This is a genomic window from Albidovulum marisflavi (genome assembly GCF_025751435.1).
GTDB classification, from domain to species: Bacteria; Pseudomonadota; Alphaproteobacteria; order Rhodobacterales; family Rhodobacteraceae; genus Albidovulum; species Albidovulum marisflavi.
In genome coordinates this window covers 197,777-213,409 of sequence record NZ_JAOWKY010000006.1, presented here as the reverse complement: position 1 = coordinate 213,409, position 15,633 = coordinate 197,777, and the positions used below count along the sequence as shown (strand labels likewise).

At 63.6% G+C, this 15,633-nt stretch carries 14 protein-coding genes and 1 other RNA gene; 5 read left to right on the top strand and 10 right to left on the bottom strand.

Annotated features, from left to right (window positions below; genetic code table 11):
- Positions 1 to 5 precede the first annotated feature (5 nt).
- From OEW28_RS18205 to OEW28_RS18195, 3 genes are all read right to left on the bottom strand, one after another.
- Positions 6 to 716 carry an SDR family oxidoreductase gene (locus tag OEW28_RS18205; RefSeq protein ID WP_412174815.1) on the bottom strand — a complete coding sequence of 237 codons (711 nt, stop codon included), beginning with the start codon at positions 714 to 716 and terminating at the stop codon, positions 6 to 8.
- A 47-nt stretch (positions 717 to 763) separates the two neighbouring features.
- The gene (locus tag OEW28_RS18200; protein ID WP_263736221.1) at positions 764 to 2,224 is read right to left on the bottom strand and encodes a carnitine 3-dehydrogenase; all 1,461 of its coding nucleotides are present in this window, start codon (positions 2,222 to 2,224) and stop codon (positions 764 to 766) included.
- Between the two features lie 155 nt (positions 2,225 to 2,379).
- Positions 2,380 to 3,294 (bottom strand): beta-keto acid cleavage family enzyme, encoded by a 915-nt coding sequence (locus OEW28_RS18195; RefSeq protein WP_263736220.1) that lies wholly within the window; start codon positions 3,292 to 3,294, stop codon positions 2,380 to 2,382.
- Between the two features lie 105 nt (positions 3,295 to 3,399).
- On the opposite strand from OEW28_RS18195, the gene ssrA reads away from it, so the two are divergent.
- The 4 genes from ssrA (at position 3,400) to typA (ending at position 6,850) form a co-directional block, all read left to right on the top strand.
- Positions 3,400 to 3,755, top strand: a transfer-messenger RNA (tmRNA) gene (gene ssrA, locus OEW28_RS18190).
- Between the two features lie 64 nt (positions 3,756 to 3,819).
- Complete coding sequence (locus OEW28_RS18185; protein ID WP_263736219.1) at positions 3,820 to 4,245, top strand: ester cyclase; 426 nt, start codon at positions 3,820 to 3,822, stop codon at positions 4,243 to 4,245.
- Positions 4,246 to 4,286: 41 nt separating this feature from the next.
- Positions 4,287 to 4,943, top strand: a complete 657-nt coding sequence (locus tag OEW28_RS18180; protein WP_263736218.1) for a DUF1194 domain-containing protein — start codon at positions 4,287 to 4,289, stop codon at positions 4,941 to 4,943.
- Between the two features lie 89 nt (positions 4,944 to 5,032).
- Positions 5,033 to 6,850 (top strand): translational GTPase TypA, encoded by a 1,818-nt coding sequence (gene typA / locus OEW28_RS18175; protein WP_263736217.1) that lies wholly within the window; start codon positions 5,033 to 5,035, stop codon positions 6,848 to 6,850.
- A gap of 94 nt (positions 6,851 to 6,944) precedes the next feature.
- Here typA and OEW28_RS18170 read toward each other — a convergent pair whose 3' ends face one another.
- From OEW28_RS18170 to recA, 6 genes are all read right to left on the bottom strand, one after another.
- Positions 6,945 to 7,724, bottom strand: a complete 780-nt coding sequence (locus OEW28_RS18170) for a class II glutamine amidotransferase (protein WP_263736216.1) — start codon at positions 7,722 to 7,724, stop codon at positions 6,945 to 6,947.
- A 53-nt stretch (positions 7,725 to 7,777) separates the two neighbouring features.
- Positions 7,778 to 8,074: a DUF1330 domain-containing protein gene (locus OEW28_RS18165; RefSeq protein ID WP_263736215.1), complete on the bottom strand. Its 297-nt coding sequence runs from the start codon at positions 8,072 to 8,074 to the stop codon at positions 7,778 to 7,780.
- Positions 8,071 to 10,734 carry an alanine--tRNA ligase gene (alaS, locus tag OEW28_RS18160; protein ID WP_263736214.1) on the bottom strand — a complete coding sequence of 888 codons (2,664 nt, stop codon included), beginning with the start codon at positions 10,732 to 10,734 and terminating at the stop codon, positions 8,071 to 8,073. Before alaS ends, OEW28_RS18165 begins: the two co-directional genes overlap by 4 nt.
- A gap of 171 nt (positions 10,735 to 10,905) precedes the next feature.
- Complete coding sequence (locus OEW28_RS18155) at positions 10,906 to 11,124, bottom strand: nuclear transport factor 2 family protein (protein WP_263736213.1); 219 nt, start codon at positions 11,122 to 11,124, stop codon at positions 10,906 to 10,908.
- A gap of 5 nt (positions 11,125 to 11,129) precedes the next feature.
- Entirely contained in the window at positions 11,130 to 11,267 is a 138-nt protein-coding gene (locus OEW28_RS18150; RefSeq protein WP_263736212.1) for a nuclear transport factor 2 family protein, read from the bottom strand.
- 83 nt (positions 11,268 to 11,350) lie between these two features.
- Positions 11,351 to 12,421, bottom strand: coding sequence for a recombinase RecA (recA, locus tag OEW28_RS18145; RefSeq protein WP_263736211.1), 1,071 nt, complete (start codon positions 12,419 to 12,421; stop codon positions 11,351 to 11,353).
- A 195-nt stretch (positions 12,422 to 12,616) separates the two neighbouring features.
- On the opposite strand from recA, the gene OEW28_RS18140 reads away from it, so the two are divergent.
- A complete protein-coding gene (locus tag OEW28_RS18140) occupies positions 12,617 to 13,210 on the top strand; it encodes a hypothetical protein (RefSeq protein ID WP_263736210.1) in 594 nt (197 codons plus the stop codon).
- Here OEW28_RS18140 and OEW28_RS18135 read toward each other — a convergent pair.
- Positions 13,192 to 15,543: a hybrid sensor histidine kinase/response regulator gene (locus OEW28_RS18135; protein WP_263736209.1), complete on the bottom strand. Its 2,352-nt coding sequence runs from the start codon at positions 15,541 to 15,543 to the stop codon at positions 13,192 to 13,194. The two genes, OEW28_RS18140 and OEW28_RS18135, sit on opposite strands and share 19 nt — an antisense overlap.
- Positions 15,544 to 15,633: the final 90 nt, after the last annotated feature.

Sequence of the window (15,633 nt, the reverse complement as noted above, 5' to 3'; positions counted from 1 at the left end):
ACCATTCATACCTTGGGGTCCGGGTTGATGGTGAAGCCGTCGACCGTCATCACCTGCCCCGACACCATCCGCGCCGCGTCCGAGGCAAGAAAGACCGCCATGTTGGCGATATCCTCGGCATCTGACAGCCGGCCAAGCGCGGTGCCGGCTGCATAGCCAGCGCGAACCTCCTCGGGCGTCATGCCCTTGGCTGCTGCCTCCGCCTCGAACACCCGGTCGATGCGCGGGCCGTTGACTGATCCCGGGCAGATGGCGTTGGCGCGGATACCGAAGGGGCCAAGCTCCATTGCCACGGTCTTCATTAGCCCGATCACCGCCCATTTTGCCGCTGCATAGGGCGCGCGGTAGGGAAATCCGTAAAGACCCGCCGTGGACGACGTGAAGGTCATCACCCCTGCCCCCTGGGCCTTCATCATGCGGGCCGCGTGCTTGGCCGCGAGCATGGCCCCGTCAAGGTTCACAGCCAGGCAGTCGCGCCACTCGGCCAGATCCATATCCTCGATCGCGGCAGTCGGCCCCTTGATCCCGGCATTGGCACAAAGAACATCAATACCGCCCCAGACGTCACTGATTTCCTTGAAAAACCCAGACATCTCCCCATCGTCCGCGGCATCCACGCGCGACGCGAGAATCCCTTGGGGCACCACGGACAAGGCAGACGCGTCGACGTCGGTTACCCAAACCCGGTCACCACGCGCCCGAAATGCCTTTGCCATGGCCAGGCCGATGCCCGAGGCACCGGCCGTGATCACGACACGCGCGCTCACTTGCGCTGGCCGACGAAACGACCGGCGGCCTCGGGACGTGGCAGCGCCTCATGCGCCTTGGCAATGGGTCTCAGCTTTTCCAGAACCTCGGGCGCGGCGGGGCAGGCCTTGCCCGCCTTCATGTCCACATGCAGGAACATCTGTTCCAGCGTGGCCACGACCGTATCGCCGCGCTGGACGCGGATCATGGCGTGCAGGCGCTTTTCGTCCATGGACAGAACCTGGAAGGATCCAGTCAGCCGGTCGCCGAGCTTCGCTTCGCCCAAATGCATGATATGGGTCTCGGCGGTGTAGTAGCTGTGTCCGCCTGCGACATAGTCCATGCCCGCCCCAATCAACCGCAGGAATGCGTCCGAAGTCTCTGTTGCGGCGTGCAAATACTTCGCCTCGGTCATGTGGCCGTTATAGTCGATCCAGCCCGGAAGAACCTGCATGTTGGCCACGACCAGCGGCGCGTCCGAAACCGCCGCCACCTCATCGTGAAACGCCGCCCGCCTGCGCGCGTCATGCTCGAGCAGCACCTTGCCCGCGCCCCAGTTGCGCTCCTTCAGGGCACGCATGAAGCCGATCAGGTTCTGGTCGCGGATGCGTTCCAGTTCCCGGATGGAATACTTGCCCGACTGCGCGTCGGACTGACCTGCTATCAGGTCCACGAGCTCGTCGTTGAACTCCGGCACGTCCATCAGCTTGGTCCAGGGCCAGCTCAGGCAGGGGCCGAACTGCGCAAGGAAGTGCTTCATTCCCGCCTCGCCCCCCGCGATGCGGTAGGTTTCGAACAGGCCCATCTGCCCCCAACGCAGGCCGAAGCCCATGCGGATCGCCTCGTCGATCTCCTCGGTCGTGGCGATGCCGTCCTTGACAAGCCACAGCGCCTCGCGCCAGACGGCCTCAAGAAAGCGGTCGGCGATGTGGGCGTCGATCTCCTTGCGGACATGCAGCGGGAACATCCCGATTTCGCGCAGGATTTCCTTTGCGTTTTCAATTACCTTTGCGTCGGACTTCGCGCTTGGCACAACCTCGGCCAAAGGCAGCAGGTAGACCGGGTTGAACGGGTGCGCGACGAAGATGACCGAGGGGTCGGCCGCGTTTTCCTGCAGTTCCGACGGCTTGAACCCCGAGGTCGATGATCCGATGGGCACGCCGTGGCTGGCTTGTTGGATCTGGGCGAAGACTCGGTGCTTCAACTCCAACCGTTCCGAGACGGATTCCTGAATATATTCAGCGCCTTCCACGGCCTCGGTAATGCTGCCCGCAAAGCTGAGCTTGCCTTCGGCAGGCATCGGCACATCCGACAGCGCCGGCAGCGCGGCGCGGGCGTTGGCCAGCACTTCGCCGATCTTGCGCTCCGCTTCAGGGTCCGGGTCAAAGACCGAAACGCTCCAACCATTGAGCAGGAACCGTGCGGCCCAACCGCCTCCGATAACCCCACCTCCGATAATCGCTGCCTTGCGCGCCATGTGCGCCGTCCTTTCCAGGTTCGCCCATCACGGGGCGTATGAGTTCCAAAGACCCGAGAAAATTTTCCTCTTCGGTGCGCGGATCACGATGTCGATCCGTTCGACGACGCGGCCTGCATCAAGGCCCCGTCGTCGAGCAGTTCAGGCAGCCTGGGTCAACGCGCCTTCGGCGCCCGTTTCGTCAGGCCCAGTTTCGCGCGGACCTCTTCGGGGCTGATCACGCGGGCACCCAGGTTTTCCACAATGGTCACTGCACGTTCGACAAGCTGGGCGTTGGTCGCAAGCTGCCCCTTGCCCAGCCAGAGATTGTCCTCAAGCCCAACGCGGACGTTGCCGCCGGCAAGAACCGAGGCCGCGACATAGGCCATCTGGTTGCGGCCAAGCGAGAAGGCCGAGAATGTCCAGTCCTTCGGCACGTTGTTGACCATCGCCATGAAGGTGTTCAGGTCGTCCGGGGCGCCCCAGGGAACGCCCATGCAAAGCTGCACCAGCGCGGGGCTGGTCAGCACGCCATCCTCGACAAGCTGCTTGGCATACCAGAGGTGGCCGGTATCGAAGGCTTCGATCTCGGGCTTCACGCCAAGCTCGGTCATCATGCGGCCCATCGCCTGCAGCATGCCGGGCGTGTTGGTCATGACGTAGTCGGCCTCGGCGAAGTTCATCGTGCCGCAGTCGAGCGTGCAGATTTCTGGCAGGCACTCCGCCACGTGCGCCACCCGTTCGGTCGCACCGACCATGTCGGTTCCGGCAACCGGCGGCAGCGGATTTTCGACCCCTCCGAAAACGATGTCGCCGCCCATGCCTGCGGTCAGGTTCAGCACCACGTCCACGTTGGCGTCGCGGATTCGTTCGGTCACTTCGCGGTAAAGCTCGACCTTGCGCGACGGCTTTCCGGTTTCGGGGTCGCGCACGTGGCAATGGACGATGGCGGCGCCGGCCTTGGCCGCGTCGATCGCCGAATTCGCGATCTGTTCGGGGCTGCGCGGCACGTGGGGGCTGCGGTCCTGCGTCGAGCCAGAGCCGGTCACGGCACAGGTGATGAAGACCTCTCGGTTCATGGAAAGCGGCATGGGAATCCTCCGTATCTGCACGAAGTATAGCCGCACCCAAGGGGCCAAATTAACGCATAGCGAAAGCAGTTTTGCATTTTGCGAAATACGTCGTCACGCGACCTGCGACTTGCAGGGGCCCTGCGCGCGCCCTATATTCGGGCCGTTCGGGTTCTCCCGGACTATGGACATAAACGCGCTCGTAATAAGCGGATCGGACCCGGGGGCGGTACCCGGCGGCTCCACCAAATACCCTTGTTGGGGGAAACTGGGGCCGAAATAGGATCGACGAACGTCTAAAGGGGTTTGCTTTGTCCCGGTGAGGTACCACCGTTATCGGTCCGAAATGTACAGTTGCCAACAACAACCGTGCTCCGGCAATGGCTCTGGCTGCGTAAGCAGTTCGGGTCGCCGAAACTAAGTCCTTGCGCTTAGCCGCGTAAGGCGGGGTCCGCAGGCACCTGGCAACAGAAGCCTGCACCTCTTCACATTCCGTCAACCTTGTAACCCTAGGCTCGGGTCACGCGCGCCAAGGGAAGACGCAAGATGACGAAGGTCGAGTTCCTGCGAAACTGGTACCGACAGGTTTGGATCGAAGCCGATCCCGATGCGGTCGATCGCTATTTCGCGCCGCGCACAGGGGCCGACGGCTTGATGCCCGACGGGCAGGTCGGGCCCGAGGACTTCAAGGCGCTCGTGCCCGCGCTTCTGGCCCTTGTCCGCAACCTCGAAATCTCCATCGACCGGACGATGGAGATGGGGGACTGGCTTTGGGCGCAGATATCGGTGCATGCCGTCGCGGCGGAAGGCACGCAGCCGATCTGCGCGGCGGGCCAGGTGATGATGCGGATCGAGGGCGACAAGATCACCGAGGCCTACAACTGCTTCGACTTCCTTACCTTCTTCGCTCAGACGGGGCTTTTGCCGGAAGACGCGCTCTTGCTGCTGCTCTCGGGCGAAAGGATGGGCTGACAACCGCTTGCCGCGCGGGCGCGGTAGAGCCATGATCGGGTATGGCGACCTCTTGTGCTCTCTTCGCGTCGCTTCTGATCCTGACCGCGCCCGCGGCCCGGGCCTGTGAAGTGGCGCTGATGCTGGCGATCGATGTTTCCGGGTCGATCGACGCGGGCGAATACCGCATCCAGATCGACGGCACCGCCGACGCCCTGAGCGATCCGGCCGTGGTAGACGCCCTGGTGCTGTCGCGGGCGCGGGTCGCGATGGTCCAATGGTCCGCCGGCGGCATGCAGGCGCTGTCGCTGGGCTGGCGCAATATCGAAGGCGTGGCCGATGCGCGGGCGCTGGCAGACGAAATACGCACCCTGCCCCGCGCGTTTTCGGGCGCCGATACGGCGGTGGGCGAAGCCATCGGGTTCGCAGCCGAACAATTCGCATCGGTGGCCGACTGCAGGCGGCATGTCATCGACATCTCTGGCGACGGAGCCCAGAACGCGGGGCGCCCGCTTGAACCCCATCGCGCAAGGGCCCTGAAGGCGGGGATCGAGATCAACGCCATCGCGATCGAAAGCATTGGCCTGTCGATCACCGTCTATTACAGGAGCTTCGTGATCAGTCCCGGCGGGTTCGTAGTGACCGCACGCGGGTTTTCGGACTATCCCCAGGCGATCCGAATGAAGCTGCTGCGAGAGATCGGCCAACCACTCGGTTGATCGATGCAACCCTGCTTTTTGCCCAAGGCCCTAGCCTTCGGCCGGGATTTCCTCTATCCGGGCGCCAACCTCAGGATCAAGGCAGACTTATGGACCTCCGCAATATCGCGATCATCGCGCACGTCGACCACGGCAAGACGACGCTTGTCGACGAGCTTCTCAAGCAGTCCGGTGCATTCCGGGAAAACCAGGCCGTGGCCGAACGCGCCATGGATTCCAACGACATCGAACGCGAACGCGGGATCACGATCCTGGCAAAGTGCACCTCGGTCGAATGGAAGGGCACCCGGATCAACATCGTCGACACGCCCGGCCACGCCGACTTCGGCGGCGAGGTCGAGCGGATCCTGAACATGGTCGATGGCGTCGTCCTCTTGGTGGACGCGGCCGAAGGGCCGATGCCGCAGACGAAATTCGTGACCTCCAAGGCGCTGGCGCTGGGGCTCCGGCCCATCGTCGTTCTGAACAAGGTGGACAAGCCCGATGCCGAACCCGACCGCGCGCTGAACGAGGTGTTCGACCTCTTTGCCAACCTCGGCGCGGATGATCAGCAACTGGACTTTCCCCACCTCTACGCCTCGGGCCGCGCAGGCTGGGCCGACGACAGTCTTGAAGGGCCGCGCAAGGACCTTTCGGCGCTGTTCGACATGGTGGTGCGCCACGTGCCCGCACCGGCGCAGATCGCGCGCACGGACGAACCGTTCCGGATGCTGGCGACGACCCTTTCGGCCGACCCGTTCATCGGCCGCATCCTGACCGGCCGCGTCGAAAGCGGCACGCTCAAGGTCGGCGAGACGCTGAAGGCGCTGTCGCGCACGAACGAGCGGATCGAGCAGTTCCGCGTGACCAAGATCCTGGCGTTCCGGGGCCTTGCCCAGCAGGCCGTGGACGAGGCGCAGGCCGGTGACATCGTGACGCTGGCCGGCATGACCAAGGCGACCGTCGCCGACACGCTCTGCGCGACCGAGGTTGACGCGGCACTTCCCGCCCAGCCGATCGATCCGCCGACCATCTCCGTCACCTTCGGGATCAATGACAGCCCGCTGGCCGGCAAGGACGGCAACAAGGTGCAGTCGCGCGTCATCCGCGAACGGCTGATGAAGGAAGCCGAGATGAACGTCGCCATCCGCGTCGAGGATACGCCGGGCGGCGAGGCCTTCATTGTGTCCGGCCGTGGCGAACTTCAGATGGGTGTGCTTATCGAAAACATGCGTCGCGAAGGGTTCGAGCTTTCGATCTCCCGCCCCCGCGTCATCATGCGCGAGGAGAACGGCGAACGGCTGGAGCCGATCGAGGAAGCCATCATCGACGTCGATGACGAATACACCGGCGCCGTGATCGACAAGCTGACCGGCGAGCGCAAGGGCGACCTGGTCGAGATGCGCCCGGCTGGCGCGGGCAAGACCCGGATCGTCGCGCATGTGCCCTCGCGCGGGCTGATCGGCTACCACGGCCAGTTCCTGACCGACACGCGCGGCACCGGCGTCCTGAACCGCATCTTCCACGGCTGGGCCCCCTACAAGGGTCAGATCCAGGGCCGCCGCGAAGGCGTCCTGATCTCGATGGAAAACGGGGTTTCGGTCGCCTATGCGCTGTGGAACCTCGAAGAGCGCGGGCGGCTCTTCATCGGCGCGCAGGAACAGATCTACGAGGGCATGATCATCGGCGAGCATAGCCGCGACAACGACCTTGAGGTCAACCCGCTGAAGGGCAAGAAGCTGACCAACGTCCGCGCCTCGGGGACGGACGAGGCGGTGCGCCTGACGCCCCCGGTGCGGTTGAGCCTGGAACAGGCCATTGCCTATGTCCAGGACGACGAACTGGTGGAGGTCACGCCGAAGATCGTGCGCCTTCGCAAGCGCTTCCTTGATCCGCATGAGCGCAAGCGGCAGGCCAAGGTGGCGTGACAATCAACACGGGGGCCTAGCGGGCCCCCGTTCTTCTTTCCGCGCCAACGTCATCTGAAACGGGAATGCCGCTTTGGCGCCCCCGTCCCCGGTTTCAGTGTGCGACGGGATTGAAGGGCAAGGTCTGAACACTCTTCTGATCAAAGGTGCAGAAGCTGCCGGGCGCGACCTCGTCCCAGCACTGGCCCAGTTCGAGCGGCTCGGACACCACGGCGCGGCCCCCGAAACGGTCCGACCAGCGATGATAAAGGGTCGGCGCGAATTCATCCGTCGCGTAGCGGCAGGCATAGAGTGTCCGGCCATCGCTGAAGGCCGCCGAAAGCCGGATGTGCGGCGCGGCGCCTCGTTCGCGTGACAGCCGCTCCATCCGGCCGACGGCCCGTTCAAGCGCGCCTTTCGGGTCCTCATCAAGACCCTCGCTCAGCGCGACAAGGAACAGGGCCTCGCTGTCGGTTGCGCCCTTGCGATGCGGATAAAGCCCGTCGGGGATCATCATGTCGACCTCCCGGCGAAGCTGTTCGAAGCCGCCGATCTGTCCATTGTGCATGAACGACCATCGCCCAACGGCGAAGGGGTGGCAGTTGTTTCGGCTGGTCGCGGTGCCGGTGGATGCACGCACATGCGCCAGGAACATTCGCGATCTAACCTGCGCGGTGATGGACCTGAGGTTGGGATCGGACCATGCCGGCAGAATGTCGCGAAACAGTCCCGGTTCGGGACGCTCGCCATACCAGGCGATGCCGAAGCCATCTGCGTTGATCGCCGTCTTGCTCTGCGTCGCGCCGTGGCTTTGTTCGATCAACGAATGCCCGGGCCGGCAGACGACCTCTTCAAGCAGGATCGGTTCGCCCGTGTAGGCAGCCCAGCGGCACATGGCGCTAAACCTCGGCCCGTGGGTCTGCGATCATTCCCGATGCCCTGCCTCGTTCAGCCTTCCTCGACCACCATGAGGTCGCGTTCAGACGCGCCCTTGGCATGTGAGAGGGCCTCTTGATATTCGGGGCTGTGGTAACACGCGACGGCTGCGTCAAGCGACGGGAAACGCGCGACCACGTTGCGCGGCCGGTCGTTTCCTTCAAGCTGGACATAACGGCCGCCCCGCGCAAGGAAGGTTCCGCCGTGCTTTGCGATCGCGGGCCCTGCCAGCGCCGCGTACTTGCCGTACCGCTCTGCGTCCAGAACCTTAACATGGGCGATCCACAGCGCGCTCTTCGTCTCGGTCATCTTGACACTCCGATCACCGCTTCCGCCGCCTTCACGGCTTCCCCAGCCTTCGACACATCCGCGCCGCCCGCCTGGGCCATGTCAGGCCGCCCGCCGCCGCCCTTTCCACCAAGCGCCTCTGCCGCGGCCTTGACGATCTCGACCGCGGATAGCCGCGCGGTCAGATCCTCAGTCACGCCCGCCGCGACCGCAGCCTTGCCACCGGTATCGGCGACGACCAGGACGGCACCCGAGCCCACGCGCGCCTTCAGCTCGTCGACGAGCGCGGGAAGATCCTTGCCCGAAACGCCGGAGACCACCTGAGGAATGAACTTTACGCCGTTGATTTCCTTGATCTCCGGTCCGCCCGATGCGCCACCGCCCATCGCCAGTTCGCGACGCAGCTGGGCGACCTCGTTCTGAAGCGCCTTGCGTTCATCCAGCAATGCCCGGACCCGAGCCGGAACATCGGCAGCCTGCGCCTTCAACGCAAGCGCCGTCTCGCCAAGCCGCGTGTCCTGGGCACGCAGGAAGTCAAGCGCCGCCTGTCCCGTAAGCGCCTCAATCCTGCGCACCCCAGCCGACGATGCGCTGTCGCCGAGCAGGACAAAGGCACCGATGTCTCCCGTGCGCCGCACATGCGTACCGCCGCAAAGCTCAAGCGAGTAGACGTCGCCTTCCTGTCCCTTGCCCGAACCGGACAAGCGGCCCATGGAGACCACTCGGACCTCGTCACCATACTTTTCGCCGAACAGAGCTTGCGCCCCCAGCCCGCGGGCGTCGTCGGGCGTCATGATCCGCGTTTCCACCGGCGTGTTCTGGCGGATGAAGTTGTTGACCTCTTCCTCCACCCCGGACAACTCCTGAGAGCTGAGCGCCTTGGAATGGCTGAAATCGAACCGCAGGCGATCCTCGGCGTTCAGAGAGCCGCGCTGCGCGACGTGATCGCCAAGCGAACGCCGCAGCGCCTCGTGCAGAAGGTGGGTGGCTGAGTGGTTCGAGCGGATCGCGGCCCGACGACCATGGCTGACCTCAAGTTTCGCAGGCTGGCCGCGCGCGATCTCGCCCTCGGACACTTCGGCGATGTGGATGAAGACCCCGGCCGACTTCCTGGTGTCGGTGACGGTCGCCATGCCCGTTTCGGTGCGGATCAGACCGGTGTCGCCGACCTGACCGCCACTTTCGGCGTAAAACGGCGTCTGGTTGACCACGATCTGGATCTTGGCCCCGGATGCGGCGGCGCCGGTTTCCTTGCCATCAGCCACAAGTGCTACGATCTGGCCCTCGGCGGTTTCGGTATCGTAGCCCAGGAACTCGGTCGGCCCGTGCTTTTCCGCCAGGTCGAACCAGATCGCGGCATCCCTGGTTTCGCCGGACCCCGCCCAGGCGGCCCGCGCCTTGGCCTTCTGCTCCTCCATCGCGTGGTCGAAGCCTGCGACATCGACCGTCCGCCCCATCTCGCGCAGGGCATCCTGCGTCAGGTCCAAGGGGAAACCGTAGGTGTCATAAAGCTTGAAAGCCGCGGCGCCGGGTAACGGCTGGCCTTCACCGAGCCTTGAAAGCTCGTCGTCCAGCAGCCGCAGGCCACGGTCCAGCGTTTGCTTGAACCGTGTCTCCTCAAGCTTGAGCGTTTCCTCGATCAACGCCTGCGCGCGCTGAAGCTCCGGGTAGGCCGTGCCCATCTGTCGGACCAGTGCGGGAACCAGCCGGTGCATCAGCGGATCCTGGGCACCAAGCAGGTGTGCGTGGCGCATGGCGCGGCGCATGATCCGCCGCAGCACGTAGCCGCGCCCTTCGTTCGACGGCATGACGCCATCCGCGATAAGGAACGAGGTCGAGCGGAGGTGGTCCGCGATCACGCGATGATGGATCTTGCCTTTGCCGTCCGGGTCGGTCGAAGTCGCATGCGCCGACGCCTCGATCAGGCTGCGCATCAGGTCGGTGTCGTAGTTGTCATGCTTGCCCTGCAGAAGGGCGCCGATCCGTTCCAGCCCCATGCCGGTGTCGATCGACTGATTTTCAAGGTCGCGGCGGCTGCCGTCCTCGAACTGCTCAAACTGCATGAAGACCAGGTTCCAGATCTCGATGAACCGGTCCCCGTCCTCTTCCGCGGAACCCGGAGGGCCGCCCCAGATGTGGTCGCCATGATCATAGAAGATCTCGGTGCACGGACCACAGGGGCCGGTCGGTCCCATCATCCAGAAGTTGTCGTTGGTCGGAATGCGGATGATCCGGTCATCCGTCAGCCCTGCGACCTTCTTCCAGATGTTCGCGGCCTCATCGTCGGTATGGTAGACCGTGACCAGAAGCTTGTCCTTGTTCAGACCGAAGTCCTTGGTCAGCAGATCCCAGGCATAGGGAATCGCCTGTTCCTTGAAATAGTCGCCGAAAGAAAAATTCCCCAGCATTTCAAAGAAGGTGTGGTGACGCGCGGTGTATCCTACATTGTCCAGGTCGTTGTGTTTGCCACCCGCGCGGACACATTTCTGCGCCGTCGACGCGCGGTTGTAATCGCGCGTCTCGACCCCGGTGAAAAGGTTCTTGAACTGCACCATGCCAGAGTTCGTGAACATCAGCGTGGGGTCGTTGCGCGGAACAAGCGGGGAGCTCGCCACGATCCGATGGTCATTGCGCCGGAAGAAGTCGAGGAAGGTCGAGCGGATGTCGTTCAGGCTGGCCATGTGCAGGCGGCTCCCGGGGTCTTTCGAAGGAAAATTGGCCCGCAACCTTTAGCCCCGCCTCGCGACCCTGTCCAGCAAGGGTTTCGAAGTCGCCTCACTCCTGCCGCGCCGGCGAAGGTCAGCGTATCACCCTGTTTCACAGGTGGCGATCGTGTCCGGCCTCCTCAGGGCTCACTCCCCCAGATGGTAGAACACCCTTGCAACGATCCGCCACTTTCCGTCATGGTGAAGCAGCGTCAGGCTGTCCCGAAAACTTTCGCCAGCCCGTTGGTTCACGACGCGAGCACATGCCGTATCTCCGGCAAGCGATATCTCCTCGATGGTCCAGGACGGACTCTCGGAACCGGCGGGAGCCGCGGAACTGTCGCAGGATTCGACGAATCCGGGCACCCCAACTACGCAAGCGCTCCGTCGCAATGACCGACCGAACTTGCGTCGGGATGAAACGCGCCCTTCAGCAAAGCTCGGTCTCCGCGCACCATCCCCTTGACGTAGGCTTCGACGGTGGCGGCGCCCCTCTCGATGACATGCACGGCAACTCCTCCAGCGAAAAAGGCCGCCCGATCGGGCGGCCGCATCACAGGTTACCATATCCGTCGGAGGTGTCGCAGGCCCGTCAGGCCTCCATGACGTCCTCGCCGCCGTCTTCCGAGGCCCCGAAATCCAACCCGTGGCTCGCGCGGATCTTGTCCTCGATCGAGAGGGCGACATCGGAATTTTCACGCAGGAACTGCTTGGCGTTTTCCCGACCCTGCCCGATGCGCTCGTCTCCGTAAGAGTACCAGGCGCCCGATTTTTCGACGACTCCGGCCTTGACGCCCAGGTCGATCAACTCGCCCGTCTTCGAAATGCCCTCGCCGTACATGATGTCAAACTCAACCTGCTTGAATGGCGGCGCCACCTTGTTCTTGACAACCTTCACTCGGGTCGAGTTGCCGACGACCTCATCCCGGTCCTTGATCGAACCGATGCGGCGGATGTCGAGCCGGACGGAGGCATAGAACTTCAGCGCGTTGCCGCCCGTCGTGGTTTCCGGGTTGCCGAACATCACGCCAATCTTCATCCGGATCTGGTTGATGAAGATCACCATGCAGTTCGATCGGCTGATCGAGGCGGTGAGCTTGCGCATTGCCTGGCTCATCAGTCGCGCCTGGGCGCCGACGGTGGCGTCGCCCATATCGCCCTCGATCTCGGCCTTCGGCGTAAGCGCCGCTACAGAGTCAACGACGACAAGGCTGACCGCGCCGGAACGTACGAGCGTATCCACGATCTCAAGCGCCTGCTCGCCTGTGTCGGGCTGGGAGATCAGAAGCTCATCCAGATTGACGCCCAGCTTCTTGGCGTACTGCGGGTCAAGCGCATGTTCGGCATCGACAAAGGCGCAGACGCCGCCCTTCTTCTGCTCCTCGGCGACGACGTGAAGCGTCAGCGTCGTCTTGCCCGAGCTTTCGGGGCCATAAATTTCGATGACACGACCTTTCGGCAGGCCGCCGATCCCCAACGCGATGTCGAGCCCGAGGGAACCCGTTGAGGTCGCCTCGATCTCCATCACCGGGTTGTCGGCGCCCAGCTTCATGATCGAGCCCTTGCCGAACTGGCGCTCGATCTGGGCCAGCGCCGAATCGAGCGCCTTCTGCTTGTCCGCACTGCGTTTGTCGTTCATGTCGAAAAGGGTCGCTGCTGCCATGGGTCGCTTCCTTATTCCATAGCCCGCTTCAAGGGGCAATGCTGCCGTTTGTTCGCGTCTTGTTCCCACATCTATGAGCACAAAAGGGGAACATTTCAATCCAAATCTTCCTGAACCCGACTTTTTCTTTTCTCGGTTAAAGTTTAGTTAAGAGACGACGGGCAGAACCGTCCGAAAAACGAAAAAGGGACGGGAATGCTCGTATTCTGGAAGGAACGGCTGGTCTTTCTGGCCACGCCGAAGACCGGCACGACGGCGATCGAGGCCGCGCTTCAGCCCCTTGCCAACGTCTCCATCCAGAACCCGCCCGCGCTGAAGCACACGCCTGTGCGCCGGTATCAGCGCTTTCTCGCGCCCTATCTGCGATCGGCAGCGGGAGGAGAGGATTTCACTGTCGTCGCATTGATGCGGGAACCAATCGACTGGCTGGGCAGCTGGTATCGCTACCGGCAGCGCGATGCGATTCCGATCAAGGAACGCTCGACCGCCGGCATGGATTTCGACAGTTTCGTCACCGCCTACCTGTCGGACGAACGACCGCCCTACGCGGACGTCGGTAGTCAGGCGCGCTTTCTCGACCCCGGCAATGGCCCGGGAATCGATCGCGTGTTTCGTTACGAAAACATCCGTGCCTTCATCGATTTTCTTGAAGAGCGGCTGGATTTCGAGATCATTCTGCCACGGCTTAACGTATCCCCCGAAGGTTCGACTCAGCTTTCCCAGGAGACAGAGGCGCGGCTCCGGCGCGAACGGGCCGAAGACTTCGCGCTTTACGCGACGCTCGACTGATCGGCTGGCAGGGCCTGCGTCTTGTCCGCGGCATCCGACAATGTCACCTGGCCTCTGCCCTGCCCGGATACCGAGCCCAACTGTTCCTCGACCGTGCGAATGAGTTCGCTGAGGGAAAAGGGCTTGGGCAGGAAGGTGGAATTCGGCACCCGGTCGCGCGTCTGGGCTATGCTTTCCTCGGCGTAGCCGGAAATGAACACGACCCGGGTGGCGGGCCGATCGGTCAATGCCTCCCGCACCCAGGTCGGGCCATCCATGCCCGGCATGATGACATCCGTCACGAACACATCGATTGACAGGGACCTGTCCTCAAGCATGGTTAGCGCGGTTTCTGCGCTCTCCGCCTCGAACACCGAAAACCCGCGCATCTTGAGCGCCCGGGCCGCGAAGGCGCGAACCGGCGCCTCATCCTCGACCAGCAGCACGGTCCCGCTCCCCCGGCGCATTGGCGGTGGCGCCGGGGTGTGGACCTTTGACGTTTCGGGCTCGGCGATTTCCACAGCGGTATGAGCGGGAAAATACAGACGGAAAGTCGTGCCTGCCCCAAGGCGGCTGTGGCAGAATATGAAGCCGCCGGTCTGCTTCACGATCCCGTAGGCCATGGACAAGCCGAGGCCCGTCCCCTCTCCCTGTCGCTTGGTGGTGAAGAAGGGCTCGAATATCTTGCCCACCTTGTCAGGCGCGATACCCGTGCCTTCGTCCGCGACCGACACAAGCACGTAGTACCCCGGCGGAACGGTCGCGCGATCGCGGCGAAGTTCCTCGGTCAGATGCAGGTTTTCGGTGGTGATGCTGATCGTGCCGCCCTTGGCCATGGCGTCCCTAGCGTTGACGACAAGGTTCATAATCACCTGTTCCAACTGACGGCGATCGGCCCGGATCGGGTAAAGTTCCGGATCGTTGCGCAGGACCAGGCGGATGTTCTCTCCCACCAGGCGGTTCAGGAGATGCGCTAGATCAGCCAGCGCTTCCCTCAGGTCGAGAACACACGACTTGAGCGTCTGCTTTCTCGAGAACGCCAGAAGCTGACCCACCAGGCTTGCGGCGCGATTGGCGTTCTGGTTGATCTGCATCAGATCTGCATAGTCGGGGTCGCTTTGCCTGTGGCGCAAGAGCAGAAGATCACAGTGGCCCGTGATCGCTGTCAGCAGGTTGTTGAAGTCATGTGCGATCCCGCCGGCAAGCTGACCGATCGCCTGCATCTTCTGACTTTGCACAAACTGGGCCTCAAGCGTCTTGAGTTGGGTCGCGTCCGACAGGATGGCGATAAGTCCAGTCCCCTCGGGCGTCAGGGCCCGTGAGAGCGTCACCTGCAGATAGGCATCCGCCTCGGGGTGGCGCAGACGCAGCACCTCGGGCCTGCCTTCGGCCCGGCCCGACATCGCGTCGGCAATCCAGTCTTCGACAGGTTGCCCCAAGCCCTCGAGTATCTCGCTCAGCGGGGTTCTGTCCGGGACGTCGCCAATCAGCATGCGCGCGGCCGCGTTCGCCTCTACCAGCGCGCCGCTGCGCGACAGAAGCAGCAGCGCGACCGGCAGCGTCGCGGCGGCGCCAAGCCCGCCCTGCTCAGGCCCGCCGATCGTCGCCGGGACGGGAACAAGGTAAAGCTGCCGCGGCTGGCCCGGATGTCCGAGTTCAGATATCAGGAAACGGCGGCGCCCGCCCGTGGTCTGAACCTCCCTGATTTCGCCGCCGTGCACCGGAAGATGGCCGAAGATCGCCTCAAGGGTTGCGGCCTGCCCGCCGAGAATCTCGCGCAGCGCATCGTTCAGGGCAAGCACAGCGCCAGTAGCGGAAAGCGTCATCATCGGCAGACCGACCGCGTTGCCCTGCACGGTTGTTTGTCGCCCGCCGCCCCATTCCTCCAAGCGCCAGACAAGCAGATCCCGCGATGCGCGTTGCGCGGTCAGCCGGACATTTCCGCGCTTTGTCACGACCACCTCTTGCGCCGATCCGGCATCCTCTACGGACCTTGCAAGACGCCGCAGGACTGGCTCGGGCTCGGCCAGAACCGCGTTCAGGACCTGGGACAGCCGGCACACTTCGGGCCCAAAACGGACGAGGGCGGCCGCGTTGCGCGCCACGACATTGCACTCTGCCGTCGTGGTGAAGGTGGGGGTTTCGTCATCCGCGACCATGGTCGCGATCGCAGCACTCAGACGGCGGTGACCGATATGCCTGATGGCTTCAAGGACAAGGATCAGGATACCCAGCAAGATCAGCGCCACGGATGACGTCAGCATGACGATTCCCTTCAGCGACCCTGCCCAGATGTAGGCCGGAAACAGAAGCAGGGCGCCGCCGATGGCCGGAACCGCAGCGCGCAAGAACATCCACGCATTCCGTCTGTCTGCCGGATCGGGTTCCGGCGGCTTTCGCGTCACAAGGGGATCCTCCCGACTGCAATAGGATGCATACGACCG